We start from the raw sequence: 21,035 nt of genomic DNA, 5'->3' as shown, positions 1-21,035 counted from the left end.
TTCGAAAATGCAGATGCGTGAGAAAAATCTCCGGCTCCAAAGTCGCTTGGGATTTTTTTAGGTCAAAGTTTTCAAATGTTTGCCACACATGAATTTTAGTGTAATATGTATTAAAGATAATAAAAGTTTAGCTAAATTCTAAAGATATATATAAAGTTAACAAAAAATTAACATTTATAAATATAATATTTAATATATAATGTATATTATTGCTCTAAAAGAGAAATAATAACTTAATGATTATGGAATTAAATGGCAACTGATTCTGTATTGGCACCGTAAGGTGCTCTTTTTTTTATTTTAGGAAAATCATATTAATCTTAAATAAATGAATAAGATATGATAAAATGTAGAAAGTATTTTTAAATATTGACTTGAAAAATTATAGTTAAGAAGTGATACTAACAATGAAGGATGTGTACATGTGTTAGAGAGAAATAAAGAGTATATTGTAAAAATAAATTCCTTGGGATATGAAGGGGAGGGTGTCGCAAAAATAGACGGATATCCAATATTTATCCCAGGAGCTTTAATAGGAGAAACTGTAAAGATAGAAATAATCAAAAATAAAAAAAATTATTCTTATGGAAAGCTTATAGATATAGTAGAAGAATGTGGCGAAAGAACTGTACCACAATGTAATTATTACGAAAAATGTGGTGGGTGCACTCTAATGCATTGTGATTATGATTCGCAATTAAAATTCAAATATAATAGAGTAAAGGATTGTATAGAAAGAATTGGTGGATTATCGGGAGAGATAGTTAAAAATACAATAGGTATGAAATTTCCGTATAGGTATAGAAATAAGGGAATATATTCAATTGGATTGACAAACAATGAGCCTTCAATAGGATTTTTTAGTGAAAAAACACATGAAGTTGTTGATATGGATAATTGTTTAATTCAGGATGAGGAAACTGATAAAATTATAAGAATAGTAAGAAAGTGGATGAAAAAGTATTCTATATTACCTGCTAGGAAAGATACTTTATTTTTTAGTGAAGGGCTAATTAGAAATATAATGGTAAGAAAGGGATTTGAAACTAATGAAATTATGGTTGTACTGATTACTACTGATAAGGAAATTCCTAATAAAGAAGAACTGATAGAAGATATTAGACAAGAGATTAAAAATTTAAAAGGAGTAATTCAGAATATAAATACTAAAAATAATAGTTTGGTTCTCGGTGATAAGTGTATAACTTTGTGGGGTCAGGATTATATATCTGATTACATAGGTGAATATAAATTTAATATTTCACCGTTATCTTTCTTTCAAATAAATCCTATTCAAACAGAAGTACTTTATAATAAGGCTTTAGAATATGCCGATTTAAGCGGAAATGAAATTGTTTTTGATGCATATTGCGGTGCTGGAACAATAACATTATTTTTATCTAAAAATGCAAAAAAAGTTTATGGTGTTGAAATAGTAGAGCAGGCGATAGATAATGCGGTAGACAATGCAAAAATAAATGGAATAGACAACTCGGAATTTTATGTAGGAAAATCTGAAGAAGTGATTCCAGAGTTAATAAGAAATGGAATCAACCCAGATATAATAGTCGTAGATCCACCAAGAAAGGGATGCGATATCAATTTACTAAATGCTATAGGGGAAGCTAAGCCTAAAAGAGTGGTGTATGTATCATGTGATCCAAGTACTTTAGCAAGAGATTTAAAACACTTAGAGGGTTTAGGATTTAAAACAATAGAAGTACAGCCTGTAGACATGTTTCCAAATACAAGGCATGTGGAAACTGTCGCTAAATTAATTAGAAAATAGCTTGAATTATGAGCGATTCATAAGATTGCATGAAAGCAATTTGATCCATTTGCCACCGCTAATAATTAATCTAATAAGAGTCGCTAGATAAGAAAAAAATAAAATAGAAGGTAAGAGAAAAGAAGAAACTTTATTTTAATAAAATAAGGTTTTTCTTTTTATGTGGTTTTAAATAATGGATTATGTATGGGGAAAGGAAATTATATTAAAAAATTAAATTGGATAAACTATTAAAATTTGTAATGTAGATAATTTAGATTTGAACCTAAAGTGGTAAATTAATATATCATAGCATTCAAAGAATATGCGCAAAACAATATTTGAGAATAACTAAGCAATTAATGGCGAGTAAATGGACGAATTTAAGTATAGAATTATTTATGAAAGACAATGATACGTATCATTCATAAGAGTAATAAATTATGATAATTTACTATGAAAGGAAGTGAAAAACTGACTTCAAACTTTAAGGTTTAATAAGCTATGAAAGTCGGGAATTATTATGGAGAATACATGCAATGAAAAGAAACTAAAGGTTGCTATTATAGGATGTGGAGGTATTGCAAACGGAAAGCATTTACCAGCAATAAAAAAGAATCACAACATAGAAATAGAAGCATTTTGTGATTTAATAGAAGAAAAAGCTATAGAAGCAAAAGCTAAATATGGCAAAGAAGAAAGTAGAATTTATACTGACTACAAAGTTCTTTTAGCAAAAGAAAAAGAAATTAAGGCCGTTTACGTCTTAACTCCAAATAAATCACACAGTTATATATCTATTGAAGCAATGAAAGCTGATAAGCATGTTATGTGTGAAAAACCAATGGCTAAAACATACGCTGAAGCTAAAGCTATGCTCGAAGTAGCGCAAGAAACTGGCAAAATCCTAACTATAGGTTATCAAAATAGATACAGAGCAGATTCAAAATATTTGAAAGCTGCATGCGAAAACGGTGATTTAGGTGAAATTTATTATGCAAAGGGACATGCAATAAGGCGTAGAGCTGTTCCAACTTGGGGAGTATTTCTAAATGAAGATGAACAAGGTGGAGGTCCATTAATTGATATAGGTACTCACGCCCTTGATTTAACACTTTGGATGATGGATAACTATGAACCAGAGTGTGTATTAGGATCTGTATACCACAAGTTAGGAGATCAAACATGTACGGGAAATGCTTGGGGAGATTGGGATAAGGATGAGTTTACAGTAGAGGACTCAGCTTTTGGATTTATTAAGATGAAAAATGGCGCTACAATAAATCTAGAATCAAGCTGGGCACTAAATAGTCTTGATGTTGATGAAGCTAAAACTTCTTTATGTGGTACAAAAGCTGGTGCTGATATGAAAGATGGTTTGAGGATAAATTCTGTTAAGTATAATAAACAATGTATAGAAAAGCCTGCACTAGATGCTACTGGAGTTGCTTTTTATGATGGAGAAGAAGATAGTGCTCCTGATATAGAACAAAGTACGTTCTATAATGCAATCATTAATGGTGATGAATTAGTGGTTAGGCCTGAACAAGCTTTAATAGTTACTCAAATATTAGAAGCAATATATGAGTCTGCTAAAACTGGTAAGGCTGTATATTTTAAATAATTAATAATATTATATTTTATGGAGATGAATTTATATGAAATTAGGTGTATTTAATCCAGTTTTACAAGATAGATCTTTTGAAGATGCTTGTTCTTTTTTGGCAAGTAAAGGTGTACAAACAATTGAAATCGGTTGCGGAGGTTATCCAGGGAGACATCATTGTGACCCAGCAATTTTATTAAAAGATGAAGAAAAGTTGGCCGAATTTAAATCTATTTTAGAAAGAAGTGGTTTAGAAATCAGTGGATTTAGTTGTCATGGCAATCCAATTCATCCCAATAAGGAAATAGCAAAAAAATTCGATGATGATTTGACTAATGCAATTTTAATGTGCGAAAAAATGGAAGTAAGAATATTAAATTGTTTCTCTGGCTGTCCTGGTGACAGTGAGACTTCCCAAAAACCAAATTGGGTTACTTGCCCATGGCCAGAAGATTTTATTGAAATATTAGATTATCAATGGAATAAAGTTTTAATTCCTTACTGGAAGGAAAAAGTGAAATTTGCAAGGGCTCATGGGGTAGATAAAATAGCTATTGAAATGCATCCTGGTTTTTGTGTATATAATCCTAAAAGTTTATTAAGATTGCGCGAAGCTGTAGGACCAGAAATTGGTGCTAATTTTGATCCAAGCCACTTAATTTGGCAAGGAGTTAGTCCAGTGGCAGCAATTAGGGAGCTCGGAAAGCATAATGCCATTTTCCACTTTCATGCAAAGGATACAAAGATAGATGAAATCAATTGTCCAATAAACGGTGTGCTAGATGTAGGACACTACAGTAAGGAAATTGAACGTTCTTGGATTTTTCGCTCTGTCGGCTATGGACATGATGTTGGCTATTGGAAGGACATTGTTTCTGCGTTGAGAATGGTTGGGTATGATCATGCGTTGAGTATAGAACATGAGGATAGTTTGATGACAACAGAAGAAGGGTTGATAAAAGCAATAAATTGTTTAAAGGATGCAATTATTTTTGAAGCTAAAGGTGATATGTTTTGGGCATAATTATAAAAATTTGATAGGGAGAAATAAAACAATGTGTAATGAGATGTTCAATTTAGCAATAGTTGGATTGGGAGGCATGGGAAATTGGCATCGTGAGTTAATTGAAGGAATTGATAATTTGACTGTTTGCGGTACTTATGATATTAAAGAAGATAGACAAGCATTTGCTAGAGAGAATGGAATAAATCCGTATAATTCTTTTAAAGAGCTTTTAGAAGATGAGAAAGTAGATATTGTTTTATGTGCAACACCAAATGATGTACATAAAGAGATAGTAATCAGTTCATTAAAAGCTGGCAAAAATGTAATTTGTGAAAAACCAGTAGCAATGTCATCTTTAGAATTTAAAGAGATGGTAGACGTAGCAGAAGAAATGGATAAATTTTTGGTTGTTCATCAAAATAGACGTTGGGATGAGGATTATTTAACTGTAAAAAAGATATATGATGAAGCTATCTTAGGAAATGTCTTTAGAATAGAGTCTAGAGTACATGGATCTCGTGGCATACCAGGTGATTGGAGACAAGAAGAAGAACATGGTGGTGGAATGCTTTTAGATTGGGGTGTTCACATTATTGACCAGGCATGCATAATGATTGATGAAAGGATAAAATCAGTATATGCTAGATTTACTCATGTTACCAATGAACTTGTGGATGATGGATTTACTGCTGAGTTAGAATTTGAAAGCGGATTAATTTACGTTGTAGAAGTTGGAACAAGCAATTTTATAAATTTACCACGCTGGTATGTGTTAGGTCAAAATGGTACAGCTGTGATAGAGGACTGGAATTTAAGAGGCAAAGTCGTTCGTATAACTGATAGCCGTAAAAATGATGCAATTCCTATTAGAACAGCTGCCGGATTAACAAAAACTATGGCGCCTAGGACAGAAGAAACAATTAAAGAAGAAGCACTTAAAATTGTTTCTTCTGATATTAAGGACTTTTATAGAAATGTTATGGGAGCTATAAGAGGAGAAGAAGAAATTCTTGTAAAGAATACAGAGGTAATGAGGGTTATGAAGCTTATGGAGATTATTCGTGAATCAGTTATCAAGAAGAAGGTGATAGAGTTATAGAAATTAATCAAGAAGCTTAATTGTAATTATTTTGGAGGAGATATTTATGCATGGGAGTTTTGAAAAAACAGTATTAGAACCTGAATTTCCTTTTAGATTGTTTTTTAATGATGGGTATTCTAATACACCACATCACTGGCATGAAGATATAGAAATTATTTATCTTGTGGAAGGTACCCTAAAGGCATGTATTAATAGAGATACTTATAATTTAAAGCAAGGTGATATACTTATAATTGGTGGTGGAGAAATACATTGTTTTTTTAAAGAGAAAAAATTTAGTAATAGAGCTGTAATACAATTTAGAACTTCCATATATGATAATTTTCTTTCTGGAACGAAAGATACTAAAATAATAAAACCTATGTGGAATCAATCAATACATTTAACCATAGGGAATGAAATCCATGCACTAATGGAGAGGCACATAAATGAGATTATCAATGAATATAGTAAGGCTGAGGAAGGATACAAGTTAATAATAAAAGCCAGACTATATGATTTGGCGGGTATACTACTTAGATATATACCTAAGCAAGCATATTCATCTGAAGACTTAAGCCGCGAAAAGGAAAGATTAAAGAAAATGGATAGTGTATTTCAATATGTAGATAGTAATTATCAAGAGCATATTGATTTAGATGATATTTCAAAGTCTATAGGGTTTAGTAAATATTACTTTACAAAGTTTTTCAAAGAAAATACTGGGGTAACATTTTTAGATTATCTAAATAATTATAGAATTAAAAAAGCAGAGTGGCGTATAATTGAGGAAGATGAAACTATTGCAGAGATAGCCTATAACTGTGGATTTAATAGCATTAAAACTTTTAATAGGCTATTTAAAAATATAGTAGGTTGCACGCCTATGAAATATAGAAGAGATAATAAAAATTAAATATTAAAGTTGAGAGGGAAAGGGTATGGGGGATAGAAAAATTGTAATTAAAAAAGATATAGTAAATGCGCTACAACAACTTGGTATAAAAAGTGGACAAAATATTATAGTTCATACTTCAATGAAAAGCTTTGGATTTGTTTGTGGAGGCCCACAGATCATAATTGAAGCGTTAATAGAGTTAGTTGGAAAAGATGGAACCATAATTATGACTACACAGACATGGAAAAACATGGACCCAACATATGGTGTACATTGGGAGGAACCAATAGAGTGGTGGGATATTATAAGAGATAATTGGCCAGCTTATGATAAGAATATTACTCCAACAAATACAATGGGAGCAGTAGCAGAAATGTTTAGAAAGTGGCCAGGTGTTTTAAGAAGTGATCATCCTGTAAGGTCTTTTGCTGCATGGGGAAAAAATGCACAATACTTAATAAACAACCATGATTTAAGCGATATTTTTGGCGAAAGTTCTCCAATTGGGAAATTATATGATTTAGATGGATATGTATTACTATTGGGAACTGGATATGATAAAAATACATCTATTCATTTAGCAGATGAAAGAGCTGATTATCCATCAAAGCATATGGAGAGAAACAGTTGTGCAATGATGAAAGATGGCGAGCGTAAATGGGTTACGTATTCAACGTTATATGTTGATGGTGAAGATTTTATGGATATAGGAATTGATTTTGAGAAAAAGTATAGAGTTGAAAATACAAAAATAGGGAATGCGGATGTAAGATTCATGAGGCAACGAGAAATTGTAGATTTTGCAGTTGAATGGATTGAAAAGAATAGAAAATAATCATATAAAGTAATATTATAATGAGCAAATTAAAAAAATCACGACAATTAATAATTAAATGTCGTGATTTTTTTTAGTTAGAATAATATAAAATACAATTTCTTATATGTTTAATTAAATATTATTTTGCTTTCAATAATTATTTAATATCTAAAACAATTTCTCCAGCTTTAACATTACCAGTTTTCTTAAGTGTTATTACTTTTCCGTTTAAGTTAGTTATTATAACGGGGGGGCCATTTGGATTTCTTTTGATTTCAGGAAGGCTAAATCCACGTTTAAAATAGTTTTAAACTATATGCATTATATTAACACTTATTTCTCAATAAATTGTGAACAAGTATTAATCATTGTGGATAATTTTAAATGTTATAGGTGGTGTGGCATATAATTTTTAATACTGCATTAAATTTTAAAAGATTTTTTACCATATGTATTGACTTAGAGTTAACTCTAAAATCTATAATTAAATTAGTACATTAGCTTATAAATAATTTGGAGGGACTTAAAATGGAAAAATCGAAAGTATATTTTACTAATATGCAAGCAACAGCTAAGGAAAATTTGCTACAAAAGTTAAAACGTTTAATTAAGAGTGCAGGAATTGATCAAATTGATTTTGAGAAGAAATATGCAGCAATTAAGATTCACTTCGGCGAGCCAGGAAATGTAGCATTTTTGCGCCCTAATTTTGCTAAAGTTGTTGTAGATACTATTAAGGAATTAGGAGGAAATCCATTTTTAACAGACTGTAATACTCTATATGTAGGAGGCAGAAAGAATGCTTTAGATCATCTAAATTCAGCATATGAAAATGGATATAGTCCGTTTTCAACAGGTTGCCATATATTAATTGGAGATGGGTTAAAAGGGACTGATGAAGCTTTAGTTCCAATCGCTGGTGGGAAATATGTAAAAGAAGCTAAAATAGGTCATGCGATTATGGATGCAGATATATTCATCTCATTAAATCATTTTAAAGGACATGAGTTAACAGGTTTTGGAGGCGCTTTAAAAAATATAGGTATGGGATGCGGTTCGCGCGCAGGAAAAATGGAAATGCATAGTAGTGGAAAACCTAGCGTTTGCGAAGATAAATGTGTTGGCTGTGGTATGTGTGCTAAAAACTGTGCACATAGTGCAATAAGTTTAACAGACAAAAAAGCACTCATCGATCATAGCAAATGTGTTGGGTGTGGTCGTTGCATAGGAATTTGTCCAATGGATGCGGTTATGCCAGCATCAGATGAATCAAATGATATTTTAAATAAGAAAATAGCTGAATATTCATGGGCAGTATTGAATGGAAGACCTAATTTTCATATTAGCTTGGTAATTGATGTATCGCCATACTGTGATTGTCATGCAGAAAATGATGTACCGATTGTTCCGGATGTAGGTATGTTTGCATCTTTTGATCCAGTAGCACTAGATGTAGCTTGTGCGGATGCAGTAAATAAGCAACCAGTTATGAAAGGTAGTCTTCTTGAAAAGAGTGGTTGTAAGCATAATGACCATTTTACAGATGTTAGTCCTGAAACAGATTGGAAAGTTGCTATTGATTATGCTATGGAATTAGGTTTAGGGAACAAAGAGTATGAGTTGATAACAATTTAGAAATGAAAGTATTTCTATAATATAAATAATATATTCTTTGAGTTTAGTGGATTACAAATAGGAAATTGTGAGTTTATACCTGCAGAGATGCAGGTATTTTATTTTTTAGACCAGTTCTATAAAAAATAATTTTATTTGTTGAGGTTTGTAAATTTATCACAGTTATGTATTTAGAGTTTTGAATAATAAGCATTAGATTATTAAATACTAACTTTGTAAATAACTTTAACTGAGATGAATGGAGGTAAGTACAATGTTTAAACACGAAAAACCATTACTTAGAGATGTAAAAGTAGAGAGACCAAATCCACAATATGCTGTATTAATGCAAGAACAGCTAGGTGGTGCAAATGGTGAGCTAAAGGCGGCACTTCAATATCTTTCACAGAGTTTTAGGGTAAAAGATCCTGAAATTCATGATTTGTTTCTAGATATTGCGGCTGAAGAGTTAAGTCATATGGAAATGGTGGCACAAACTATAAATTTATTAAATGGACATGAAGTTGATTATACTAAAACTCCTGGAGGGGAAATAGAAACTCATGTATTGACAGGTCTTGCACCAGGACTTATTAATGCATCAGGACACCCTTGGACTGCAGATTATGTTAATGTTACAGGAGACATTGCAGCAGACTTATTATCGGATATAGCAGCTGAGCAGAGAGCAAAGGTTGTATATGAATATCTATATCGTCAAATTAATGATAAATACGTAAAAGAGACCATAGACTTTCTATTAAATAGAGAGGAAGCGCATAATGCACTATTTAGAGAAGCATTAAACAAGGTGCAGGATAGAGCATCAAATAAAGATTTTGGGGTAACTAAAGATTCTAGATTATATTTTGACTTATCAACTCCTGGAAGGTATTTTGATGATCCTGAACCAACACCTCCTAGCTTTAAAAATCCACGTGAAAATAGTAGGGAAACTACTAGGTCTTAGTAAATATAATAATCCTATACCGAACTTATATATTATTAATTTGGTATAGGGTTATTTTGTTATATTAAATTCAATCAATCATATGGGGCCTAAAAAGTTTAATTCATCAAAGTTTATCTCAAAATAAACTATCAGGCTATAACAAACCAAATAATTTTATAAAGAATGGATTATATTATCTAGGACTTATATATATAAATATTACAGGATTTATATGAATTATTTTATAAGATTAATATAATATTTTCACAATTTTGCAATTAAATATATAATGACATTATTAAAAAAATAAATGACATTACATTTGATAATTAAAGTTATAAATTATATGGACAAGTGCAATAAATTTATGGTAGTCTAGAGTTATAAGTAGTTGTTAATAATAAGGATAATATTTAGTTAAAAGAATTTTGACAAAGATGTGATAGAAAGTTTGTTGGTAGGAGGATAAAGAAATGTATTTTAAAGAAAAACATGGTTTTCCAGATAATTTTTTATGGGGAAGTGCATCAGCTGCATATCAGGTAGAAGGTGCAGCTGAAGAGGACGGAAAAGGAAGAAGTAATTGGGATGAATTTGTAAGGATTCCGGGAAAAACATTCAAAGGAACAAATGGTGATGTAGCAGTTGATCATTATCACCGCTATAAAGAAGATATTGCATTAATGGCGGAAATGGGATTAAAAACATATAGATTCTCTATATCTTGGCCAAGAATTTATCCAAAAGGAAAAGGCGAAGTTAACGAGAAAGGATTAGAATTCTATGATAATGTTATAGATGAATGCTTAAAGTATGGAATTGAGCCAATGGTTACAATATATCATTGGGATTTGCCTATAGCCTTACAAGAAGAATATAATGGCTGGGAAAGTAGAAATATAATTGATGATTATGAAAATTACGCTATTACTTTATTTGAACGATATAAAGATAAAGTTAAGTATTGGATAACATTAAATGAGCAAAACATATTCACTAGTCTTGGATGGATAATGGCAGTACACCCACCAGGAAAGAAAAATGATTTAAAGATGTTCTATCAAGTAAATCATCATGCAAATTTAGCTCATGCAAAAGCAGTGCTTGCTTTTAGAAAAATAGTGCCAGATGGTAAGATAGGAGCAAGCTTTGCATTTTCACCTAGCTATTCAATAGACTGCAATCCATTAAACAATATAGCAAAGGCAGATTACGATGATTTACAATCATTTTGGTGGATGGATGTTTATGCATACGGGAGATACCCAAAAGCTGCATTAAAATATCTACAAGGTCAGGGGGTAGCACCTGTATTTGAAGATGGGGATGCAGAGCTTATGAAGGCGGCAGCTCAGGTAGATTTCATGGGAGTTAATTACTATCAAACAGCAGTTGTTGAGTATAACCCAATTGATGGTGTTGGTATGGCTGAAATGAATACAACAGGTAAAAAAGGGACAGCACAAATTAGTGGAACACCTGGATTATTTAAAAATCCACCAAATCCATATTTAAAAACTACAGACTGGGATTGGACAATAGATCCGATAGGTATAAGAATGTGTTGCAGAACTATTACAAGCAGATATGACTTACCGATAGTTATTTCTGAAAATGGATTAGGTGCATTTGACAAAAAGACTGAGGACAATAAAATTCATGATGATTATCGTATAGCATACTTAAAGGCACATATAGAAGAACTAAAAGAAGCCATTAATGAGGGATCTGAAGTACTTGCTTATTGTACATGGTCCATAACAGATTTGTTAAGCTGGTTGAATGGGTATCAAAAAAGGTATGGTTTCATTTACGTAGATCGTGAAGAAGAAGAAGGCGCTTCAATGAACCGTTATAAAAAGGATAGTTATTATTGGTATCAAAATGTCATAAAGACAAATGGAGAAGAATTATAGAATAGGTAAATTTAAAGGAGTTATTGATAAAATCAATAACTCCTTTAAATTTACCTGTTTTGGTTTATAAATTAATGGTTGAAAACATTAGAAGATTAATAATCACGTAAAAGTAGAAATGCTAAACTTTTTAAATATAATACAAAATATTAATATTATGTGAAATTTAGTAAATATATTTTAGTTTAATAACATTATTATCTAAAAATAAAAGAAATTTTAAAATCATAATGAGAAATTTGTTGCTAAAGGGAGGAAATTTGTTGAGGAATTTGAAGATTAGAACAAAGTTGATGTTAATGCAGTGATAAATCAAGTATCAGGTGCAGTTCAACAGATGGCCCAAATGTCTCAAAAATCTTCTGAGAGCACTAATAGCATAGAAGGTAGCTCTAGTAATTCAATCTATTTTATAAATAATATTCCAGTTAATGCAAAAGAACAGCTTGTGCTAGCAAAAAAATAGGAGAAACTATAAGGAAATTTAAAATATAATATCTAGAAACTTTAGTTATTAGATATAAGGAAATAGATATACATTTCATATAAAAGCGTATTATTATTTGAAGTGATTATGATTAATAAAGTAATCGTACATTTATTGATCATAGGGAAGTATTTAATGTATGATGAATTATTAAAGTTTTCTAATATATGTTATTTTGTTTAATTATATTTATAAAGAATTTATTGTATGGATTATTATTCTATATTTTAAGTTAATTCGATGTATTGTGGAACACATTTTTATACCTATATCAGAAAAATACCTATATTTCGACAATATGGATGAAATTAATAATAAGATTTTGTTTTGAATTTAGTAAATCCAACAAATTAAATTAATAAAAGAAGATGAAAGTGCCATATAGTCAAAATATATAGAATTTATATTATATAATATGTCATAATATAGTTTTCGATTGTTCAAGATTATGGTATTATAGTTATAGGTTATAGATTCCAGATGACTAAGAAAAACGACAAAAAATGTAATTATATGTTATATTACTAATAAAAAATTAACATTTAATCATATGACGTGCGAAGAATAATAAAGGGGGACAAAAATGGATATATTTTTAGTAATTGGTCTTATCGGAGGGTTAATAATTGTAGTTGCAGCCATGCTGGAAAAGGGAGCAAGCCTTCAAGTACTTATGAGTGCTGAAGCAATACTGGTAATCATTGGTGGTACTGTAATAGCATTGCTGAATTCTTTTCCAAAAGGAGAGTTTACTAAGCTTCCTAAGATTTTTGGTGTTCTTTTTAGTGCTAAGGGTCAAGAAGATCCAGCTGAAATTATAGCACAGCTTGTAGAGATGTCTCAAACAACTAGAAGAGATGGATTATTATCTCTTGAGAGTACTATACAGGGACTAGAAAATAAATTTATGAAAAAAGGATTAGAAATGGTAGTTGACGGTTTAGAACCAGATCTTATAAAAGAAGTTCTAGAAATAGAAATTGAGAGTATGGAAGATAGACACCGCCTTGGTGCTACAGCGTTTACAACAGCAGGTGGTACAGCGCCAACTCTTGGAGTTTTAGGAGCTGTTATAGGATTAATAGGTGCTCTTGGAAATCTTAATGACATTGAAAAACTTGGAGAAAGTATAAAATCAGCCTTTGTTGCAACTGTTTATGGTATTTTTACTGGATATTTAATTTGGCATCCATTTGCAAATAGGTTAAAAAGAAAATCTCAAGAAGAAATAAAAAATATGAATATTATGCTTGAAGGAATTTTAGCTATTCAGGCAGGAAACAATCCAAAGAGTATTGAAAGAAAGCTAGTAGGGATGCTTGAACCAAAACAAAGAATAAGATTTGAAGAAAATAATAATGATAACTAGTTAAAAGGAGAAAAGTGATGAGTAAGAAAAAGCAACATCATGAAGAGCATGTAGATGAAGCATGGCTTCTTCCATATTCAGACATGTTAACACTTCTTCTAGCGCTATTTATCGTTATGTTTGCGATGGGACAAACAGATAAGGCAAAATTTCAGTCAATGGCTAAAGAATTTAATATGATATTTGCCGGTGGGACTGGTGTTATGCATCAAGATGGTAACTCTACAATTCCTATGGAGGAGTCTGGGATTAGTGACAATAAGGCTGAAGAAGACAAGATGACGGAAGTTAAAAAAATGATAGAAGAGGAAATTAAAAAAGAAGGCTATTCTGATAAAGTTAAAGTTGATCTTAATAGTGAGGGATTAGCAATTTCTATACAAGATGTTGTACTTTTTAATTCAGGTGAGGCAGATGTATTGAAAGATGTATCACAATTGCTTTTAAAAATTTCACATATGCTTTATGGATTAGATAATGAAATTAAAGTTGCAGGATATACTGATAATGTGCCAATTAGTAACGGAAAGTTTCGTTCCAATTGGGATTTAAGTGCTATGCGTGCTATCAATGTATTGAATTACATGGTTAGTACAGGAGGCATTAATCAGGAGAAGATATCAATACAAGCGTATGGAGAGCATATGCCTAAAGCATCTAATTCTACAGAAGACGGAAGAGCTAAAAATAGAAGAGTAGAGATTTTTGTAGTACGTAAATATCCAGTATCCACAGATGAGAAATCAAATTAACAAAACAAGAGCTAAGAGTTTAATAAGAAATTTTACATAAGCTAATGAAATGCATTCAATCTATAGCGGTTGAATGCATTTTTTTATATAAAATTCAAGATATTTTGTGCAATTTGCATTTATATGTAGTATAGTAGTGCATTTTGCATAGAAATCAATGACTTAAGTGACTTAAAAGATGCCAATAAAAAACTTAATATAGAAATAGAGAAATTACGTTTTATATAAGAAATATGTAAAAAAGGAGGTAATTAAAATGTCAGAAAGCTTTATAAATGAATCTATGTTAGATATGTATATTTTTGAAACAACGCAGCTTATAGAACAATTAGAGCAATTAGTTATTGATGGAGAAAAAGAAAATGGTTTTTCAAATTCAATAGATGAAATATTTAGAATTATGCATACGGTCAAGGGATCGTCAGCCATGATGCTTTTTAATAACATTTCTGGACTTTCTCATTCTGTAGAAGATTTGTTTTATTATCTTAGAGAAAATAAGCCAGGTGAAGTGGATAATAATATATTGAGTGATATTGTATTAGATTCAATTGATTTTATCAAAGGCGAAATTTCTAAAATTCAGCAAGGAAGTACACCAGATGGAGATTGCGCAAATAAAATTACTTGCATAAAGGATTTCTTAAGTAAGCTCAAGGGAATGGAAATAATTGATAGTGATACAGAACCTAATGAGAATAATTTAGAACAACAAAAATTTTTTATAACAAGTGGAAAAAGTAAAAGGGACCTATCTAATCAAAAATATAAGGCTAAAATTAAGTTTTCCGAAGATTGCGGAATGGAAAACATAAGATGTTTTGGTATTCTTCATAAACTATCAGAAGTAGCTGAAATAATATGTAGCTCACCGGAAAATATAATTGATGATGATGAAAAAGCCAGTGAAGAAATAAGAAGGAATGGATTTAAAATATGTTTCTCTTCAGATTTAATTTTGGAGGACGTAGAAACAATCCTAAATGAAACTGTTTTTTTAAGTGCACTTGATATTAGCTTGATGGGAGACGACGAAGATGCTTTTCTAGGTAGTAAAGAAGTTATAGAAGAAGTTGCGATAGAAAAAGAATGTATCAAGAAGGAAGAAGAAAAGAAGAATATACCGGAGGAAAAGAAAAATGAAAAGACATCTTCTCACCAGGGATTCATAAGTCTAAGTGTAGCTAAAGCAGATAGGCTTATGGATCTTATTGGAGAGTTAGTAATTTCAGAATCGATGGTTACGCAAAATCCAGATTTAATTGGACTTGAAATTGATAATTTCAAAAAATCAGCAAGGCAGCTTCGTAAGATTATAGCAGAGATGCAGGATACAGTAATGTCAATAAGGATGGTACCACTTTCTGCAACTTTTCAAAAGATGAATAGAATTGTTAGAGATATGAGTAAGAAAATGGATAAGGAAGTTAAATTAACAATTATAGGGGAAGAAACAGAAGTAGATAAAAATATAATTGAACATATATCAGATCCTTTAATGCATTTAGTTCGTAATTCTATTGATCATGGAATAGAGACCGTGGAAGAAAGAATTGATAAAGGGAAACAGCAATCAGGAAATTTGGTATTAGAAGCTAAAAATGCAGGTAGCGATGTATTAATTATAGTAAAAGATGATGGGAAGGGTTTAAATGAAGAAAAGATATTAGAAAAAGCAAGAAAAAATGGGCTACTTACTAAAGATGAAAGTGAAATGACTAAGAAGGAAATATTTAGTTTGATATTTTTACCAGGGTTCTCAACTAAAGAGGCTGTGTCAGAATTCAGTGGCAGAGGAGTGGGGATGGATGTTGTAGTAAAAAATATTGAAAAGATAGGAGGAACGGTTAGTATAGATAGTGTGTTAGAATTTGGTACAAGCATCACTATTAAGATACCATTAACTCTTGCAATCATAGATGGAATGAATGTAAGGGTTGGGAACTCTAGATACACTCTTCCAACTAGTTCTATAAAAGAATTTTTTAAACCAAAAGAAAGCGATATTATAAAAGATCCAGATAGTAATGAGATGATTATGGTTAGAGGCCAATGTTATCCTATACTTAGATTAAATGAGCATTTTTCAATAAGAACTGATACAGATAAATTATCAGACGGAATTCTAATAATGATAGAGCAGGATGAAAAATGGGTGTGCATTTTAGTAGATGAGTTATTAGGGCAGCAACAAGTAGTTGTTAAAGCGCTCCCCAATTATATAAAAAATATTAGAAATATTAAAGATTTAGCTGGATGTACTCTTTTGGGAGATGGAAATATAAGTCTAATAATTGATATAGATGGGCTAATGACAACGGTATAGATATTAAAAAACCTAAGTTTAAGTAAAGTATGTAGTTAATGGAGGAAGATACTATGAGGTGGTTAAGCAATATAAGGATTGGAACAAAATTAATAATTGGATTTATAGTAGTGGCCCTATTAGCTGGAATAGTTGGTGCTGTGGGAATTACAAAGATAAAAAAAATAGATCAGAACTATACTAGTTTATATACAAACTATGGAGCATCCATTGCTGATATTGCGAATGTTTCTATATCATTTCAAAGACTCAACATAAATTTAAGTAATATTATAATGTATAAAGATGGTAGAGATGTGAGCGATTATGTGAGTAGAATAAAAAATTATGATGCAAAAATTCAGGAGAGTTTAAAGAAATTTGAAAAGTCACTTCAAAGTGATGAAGCAAAAGCTGAGTTTTCAAATCTTATTACACTTTTAGGTAAATATGATGACTTAAAGGATAAAATTATAGATTTATCTCTTTCGGGGAAGAAAGACGAAGCTCTTGCTTTAATGGGGCAAGACTCAACACAAAAATTATCTGATCAAATAAATAATTCGGTAGATAGTTTATTTAAATTAAAAGAATCAGGTGGCTTCAGTAAATCGGATGAGTATTCAGGAGAGGTAAATAATGCTGTTATAATTATGATTGTAGTAATAGTAGTAGCTATAGCTATGGCAATGTCACTGGGTATTTTGATTTCTAAAGCTATAAGTAAACCTATATCTAAGCTCATGTTTATAACAAGTGAAATAAGCGAAGGAAACTTAGATGTAGAGATTGTTAATAATTCAAAAGATGAGATAGGGATATTATCAGAGTCAATGAAAAGAATGAAATATAAATTAAATGAAGTTATTGGGAATATAAGCTTTGCATCAGAGCAAGTTACAGTTGGAGCTAGGCAAATAGCAGATTCAACTATAGCATTATCACAAGGGGCTACAGAGCAAGCGAGTGCTGTTGAAGAATTAACGGCGTCTATCGAAGAAATATCTTCTCAAATATCAGTAAATGCTGAAAATGCTAAGAAGGCTAATATTATAACAGATAATACTAAAACAAATGCAGGAAAAAGAAATAATGAAATGAAGTTAATGCTTAAAGCAATGGATGAAATTAATGTTTCATCTAATAATATATCAAGAATTATTAAGGTAATTGATGAAATTGCATTTCAAACTAATATACTTGCTTTAAATGCAGCTGTAGAAGCGGCTAGGGCTGGTCAATATGGTAAAGGCTTTACTGTGGTGGCTGAAGAAGTTAGAAACTTAGCAGCAAGATCTGCAAATGCTGCTAAAGAAACCACGACGATAATAGAAGAATCAATTGTTAAAATTCAAGATGGAACCAATATAGCAAATCAAACTGCAGATGCACTTGAAAGCATTGTTAATGATATAGAAGAGGTCGCAAAAATAATTAATGGTATAGCAGATGCCTCTGAAGAACAAGCTACAGGAATTTCACAAATATCACAAGGAATAATACAAATATCACAAGTTGTACAAAGTAATTCAGCGACTTCAGAAGAAAGCGCGGCTGCAAGTGAGGAGTTAGCGGGCCAGGCAGAAGTTTTAAAAGAACAAGTTAAAATGTTTAAATTAGTAAGTGATAGAAATGCAATGACTAACTTAGACAATAGTTACATGAACCATAGTATTAACGGCGATGTTAGTAAAGGAATAAGAGATTTAATGGAAGCAAGGGATAAACATTTAGAGAGAAAAGTATCTAATACTAAAAAGATAATACTTAGCGATAATGAGTTTGGAAAATATTAGAGATAAGGTGATTATATGATTGCAATTACGGAAAAAGAATTTGCTCAATTATCTAACTATATAAAGGAGAACTATGGGATTAATCTTAGAGAAGAAAAAAAGATGTTGGTAATTGGAAGACTCCATAATGTATTAGCAGAGAATAATATAGAAGATTTTTCTCAGTATTACCGGTATGTGGTTTCTGACAAGACCGGTAAGGCAGTTAGCACGCTGCTCAATAAGATTACAACAAATCACACATATTTTATGCGTGAGAAATCACATTTTGATTACTTGAAAGAAAAAGTACTTCCATATTTAATTAATTCGATAAGAGATAAAGATCTAAGAATATGGTCAGCAGGATGTTCTTCAGGAGAAGAAGCTTATACCATTGCTATGATATTAAATGAGTTTTTTAAACAAGAAAAGTTATGGTGGGATAAAAAAATACTGGCAACAGATATATCTGAAAAGGTATTATGCATTGCTAAAAGTGGAGTATATCATAAAGAACAAATTGCACCGTTGCCAGAAGCTTGGAAGAAAATTTATTTGAAAAAATATGATGAGGAAAATTTAGTGTTTTTGGACAATATTAGGGATGAGATTATATACAGAAAATTTAATTTGATGGAAGAAGTGTTTCCGTTTAAGAAGAAATTTCATGTTATTTTCTGTAGAAATGTAATGATTTATTTTGACAATAAGACAAAGAATGAACTAATTCGCAAGTTCTATAACGGTATGGAATATGGTGGATACCTTTTTATAGGACATTCAGAATCCTTAAGTGGTGATACTGCTGGATTTAAGTATATAATGCCATCTGTATATAGAAAGGAATAAGTTTATCTTAAGATAATTTAAATGGCTGAGAAGGTGAAGTTAATGAAACCAATTAGAGTATTAGTAGTTGATGATAGTTTGGTATTTAGAGAGGCAATATCAAGGGGCATATCAAGAGATGATAACATAGAGGTTGTTGGAAAGGCTATAGATCCATATGATGCTAGAGATAAACTCTTAGAATTAAATCCTGATGTTATGATTTGTGATGTACAAATGCCAAAATTAAATGGTGTAGAATTTATTAAAAGACTTCTTCCACAATATAAGATTCCAATAATAGTTGTAAGTTCTATAAGTGATGTAGTATTCGATGCTATGGATGCAGGAGCAGTGGACTTTTTAAGTAAACCTGATGCTAGAACTCCTAATGGATTTGGAATTTTTATTAACGAGTTAATAATTAAAATTAGAGGAGCGGTAAATGTGAATCTATCTGCTAATTTAGGGCAGATTGAAAAGAGTAGTAGCAATAAGGTAATGGAAAAGAGTAATATAAATCCTAGAAATAAAGTGATTGCTATAGGGGCATCTACTGGAGGAACAGAAGCTATATACAATATATTAAAAAGTCTTCCTAAAGATATCCCAGGGATAATCATAGTGCAACATATTCCCCCAGTGTTTTCTAAAATGTTTGCAGATAGATTAAACTTGCAAACACAATTTACTGTTAAAGAAGCTCAAACAGGAGATACTATTGAGCCCGGTAAAGTTTTGATAGCGCCAGGAGATAAGCATATGAAGCTTAAGAAGGCTGCAGATAAATATATTGTAGAAACTATTCAAGGGAATAAAGTTAATGGACATTGTCCATCTGTAGACGTACTTTTCGAATCTGTAGCGAAGGTGGCTTCAAAAAATGCCATAGGAGTTATTCTAACAGGAATGGGTCATGATGGAGCAGTGGGACTTATGTCAATGCGAAGAGCAGGAGCGAGAACTGTGGGACAGGATCAGAAATCTTCCGTTGTATATGGTATGCCAAAAGTCGCTTTTGAAATAGGAGCCGTTGAAAAGCAAGTATCTATTTTAAACATACCTAGTATTATTTGCGATATGTTAAAGTAAAAATGGACTATTTATACTAGTCCATTTTTAACCGCATAAACTGCAAGCTGAGTACGATCTCTCAAACTAAGCTTTGAAATAATTTCTGTAATGATATTTTTAACAGTGCCTTCAGCAATAAACAAAGACGATGCAATTTCTTTATTATCGTTTCCATCAACAATCATAGATACTATTTTTAGTTCTCTTTCAGTTAATGATATATTTATACCATTAATATCAATAATTTTTTTTCTAGTTTTTCTATTTTCTTTACGTAGATTTAGTATCATAGGACTTAAAATATCTTTAGTAATTATGCCAAGCCCTAGTGAGGTACTCTTTATGGATAGTATAAGTTCTTCAGTACTTATATCTTTTAAGATATATCCGTCAGCGCCATTACTTATGGCATCTGTAACATCAGATTTATCATCAGATGCAGTTAAAACTAGTACCTTAACTGATGGAAGTTTTGCTTTTATTAGTTTTGTAGCTTCCGTACCGCTACATACAGGCATAGACAAATCCATTAAAACAACATCAGGCATATATTCTTTACATAGATCATAAGCTTCATTTCCATTAGTAGCACAAGCTACAACTTTTATATCACTGTTATTTTCAATTATGTTTTTAAAACTTTCTCTTAAAAGTTTCTGATCTTCTGCAATAATTACTCTTGTCATATACGAACCCTCTCTTTACCCAAATAAGCAATATATTAAATTTTCGTGAAAAATAGACAAATAATATTTATTAAATCTAATGAAAACACAGGTTAATC

The 21,035-nt window shown here is 31.1% G+C and carries 17 protein-coding genes; 16 read left to right on the top strand and 1 reads right to left on the bottom strand.

Annotation, left to right across the window (positions count from 1 at the left end; translation table 11 throughout):
- The first annotated feature begins 424 nt into the window (after positions 1–424).
- From rlmD to T483_RS0101325, 16 genes are all read left to right on the top strand, one after another.
- A complete protein-coding gene (rlmD, locus tag T483_RS0101400; protein WP_026885208.1) occupies positions 425–1,789 on the top strand; it encodes a 23S rRNA (uracil(1939)-C(5))-methyltransferase RlmD in 1,365 nt (454 codons plus the stop codon).
- Between the two features lie 502 nt (positions 1,790–2,291).
- Positions 2,292–3,392 carry a Gfo/Idh/MocA family protein gene (locus tag T483_RS0101395; RefSeq protein ID WP_026885207.1) on the top strand — a complete coding sequence of 367 codons (1,101 nt, stop codon included), beginning with the start codon at positions 2,292–2,294 and terminating at the stop codon, positions 3,390–3,392.
- A 34-nt stretch (positions 3,393–3,426) separates the two neighbouring features.
- Positions 3,427–4,398 carry a sugar phosphate isomerase/epimerase family protein gene (locus T483_RS0101390; protein WP_026885206.1) on the top strand — a complete coding sequence of 324 codons (972 nt, stop codon included), beginning with the start codon at positions 3,427–3,429 and terminating at the stop codon, positions 4,396–4,398.
- Between the two features lie 31 nt (positions 4,399–4,429).
- The gene (locus T483_RS0101385) at positions 4,430–5,479 is read left to right on the top strand and encodes a Gfo/Idh/MocA family protein (RefSeq protein WP_026885205.1); all 1,050 of its coding nucleotides are present in this window, start codon (positions 4,430–4,432) and stop codon (positions 5,477–5,479) included.
- 46 nt (positions 5,480–5,525) lie between these two features.
- Entirely contained in the window at positions 5,526–6,377 is an 852-nt protein-coding gene (locus tag T483_RS0101380; protein ID WP_026885204.1) for an AraC family transcriptional regulator, read from the top strand.
- Positions 6,378–6,402: 25 nt separating this feature from the next.
- A complete protein-coding gene (locus T483_RS0101375) occupies positions 6,403–7,194 on the top strand; it encodes an aminoglycoside N(3)-acetyltransferase (protein WP_026885203.1) in 792 nt (263 codons plus the stop codon).
- A gap of 510 nt (positions 7,195–7,704) precedes the next feature.
- Positions 7,705–8,811 carry a DUF362 domain-containing protein gene (locus T483_RS0101370; RefSeq protein ID WP_026885202.1) on the top strand — a complete coding sequence of 369 codons (1,107 nt, stop codon included), beginning with the start codon at positions 7,705–7,707 and terminating at the stop codon, positions 8,809–8,811.
- Between the two features lie 253 nt (positions 8,812–9,064).
- Complete coding sequence (locus tag T483_RS0101365) at positions 9,065–9,760, top strand: manganese catalase family protein (protein ID WP_026885201.1); 696 nt, start codon at positions 9,065–9,067, stop codon at positions 9,758–9,760.
- Positions 9,761–10,215: 455 nt separating this feature from the next.
- Positions 10,216–11,658: a glycoside hydrolase family 1 protein gene (locus tag T483_RS0101360; RefSeq protein ID WP_026885200.1), complete on the top strand. Its 1,443-nt coding sequence runs from the start codon at positions 10,216–10,218 to the stop codon at positions 11,656–11,658.
- 304 nt (positions 11,659–11,962) lie between these two features.
- A complete protein-coding gene (locus T483_RS30860; protein WP_242841786.1) occupies positions 11,963–12,124 on the top strand; it encodes a hypothetical protein in 162 nt (53 codons plus the stop codon).
- 604 nt (positions 12,125–12,728) lie between these two features.
- Positions 12,729–13,514 carry a flagellar motor stator protein MotA gene (gene motA, locus T483_RS0101350; RefSeq protein ID WP_026885199.1) on the top strand — a complete coding sequence of 262 codons (786 nt, stop codon included), beginning with the start codon at positions 12,729–12,731 and terminating at the stop codon, positions 13,512–13,514.
- Between the two features lie 17 nt (positions 13,515–13,531).
- Positions 13,532–14,266, top strand: coding sequence for a flagellar motor protein MotB (locus T483_RS0101345; protein WP_026885198.1), 735 nt, complete (start codon positions 13,532–13,534; stop codon positions 14,264–14,266).
- A gap of 256 nt (positions 14,267–14,522) precedes the next feature.
- Positions 14,523–16,592 carry a chemotaxis protein CheA gene (locus tag T483_RS0101340; RefSeq protein WP_026885197.1) on the top strand — a complete coding sequence of 690 codons (2,070 nt, stop codon included), beginning with the start codon at positions 14,523–14,525 and terminating at the stop codon, positions 16,590–16,592.
- 53 nt (positions 16,593–16,645) lie between these two features.
- A complete protein-coding gene (locus T483_RS0101335; protein ID WP_026885196.1) occupies positions 16,646–18,367 on the top strand; it encodes a methyl-accepting chemotaxis protein in 1,722 nt (573 codons plus the stop codon).
- A gap of 15 nt (positions 18,368–18,382) precedes the next feature.
- Positions 18,383–19,198: a CheR family methyltransferase gene (locus T483_RS0101330; protein WP_026885195.1), complete on the top strand. Its 816-nt coding sequence runs from the start codon at positions 18,383–18,385 to the stop codon at positions 19,196–19,198.
- Between the two features lie 42 nt (positions 19,199–19,240).
- Positions 19,241–20,269: a protein-glutamate methylesterase/protein-glutamine glutaminase gene (locus T483_RS0101325; RefSeq protein WP_026885194.1), complete on the top strand. Its 1,029-nt coding sequence runs from the start codon at positions 19,241–19,243 to the stop codon at positions 20,267–20,269.
- 11 nt (positions 20,270–20,280) lie between these two features.
- Here the strand turns inward: T483_RS0101325 and T483_RS0101320 are convergent, their stop codons facing one another.
- Positions 20,281–20,937 carry a response regulator gene (locus T483_RS0101320; protein WP_026885193.1) on the bottom strand — a complete coding sequence of 219 codons (657 nt, stop codon included), beginning with the start codon at positions 20,935–20,937 and terminating at the stop codon, positions 20,281–20,283.
- Between the last annotated feature and the right edge of the window lie 98 nt (positions 20,938–21,035).

It is taken from the genome of Clostridium beijerinckii HUN142 (genome assembly GCF_000621745.1).
In the GTDB taxonomy this organism is placed as follows: Bacteria; Bacillota; Clostridia; order Clostridiales; family Clostridiaceae; genus Clostridium; species Clostridium beijerinckii_A.
Note: the sequence above shows the minus strand (reverse complement) of the source record. Positions and strands in the feature narration are given on the sequence as shown.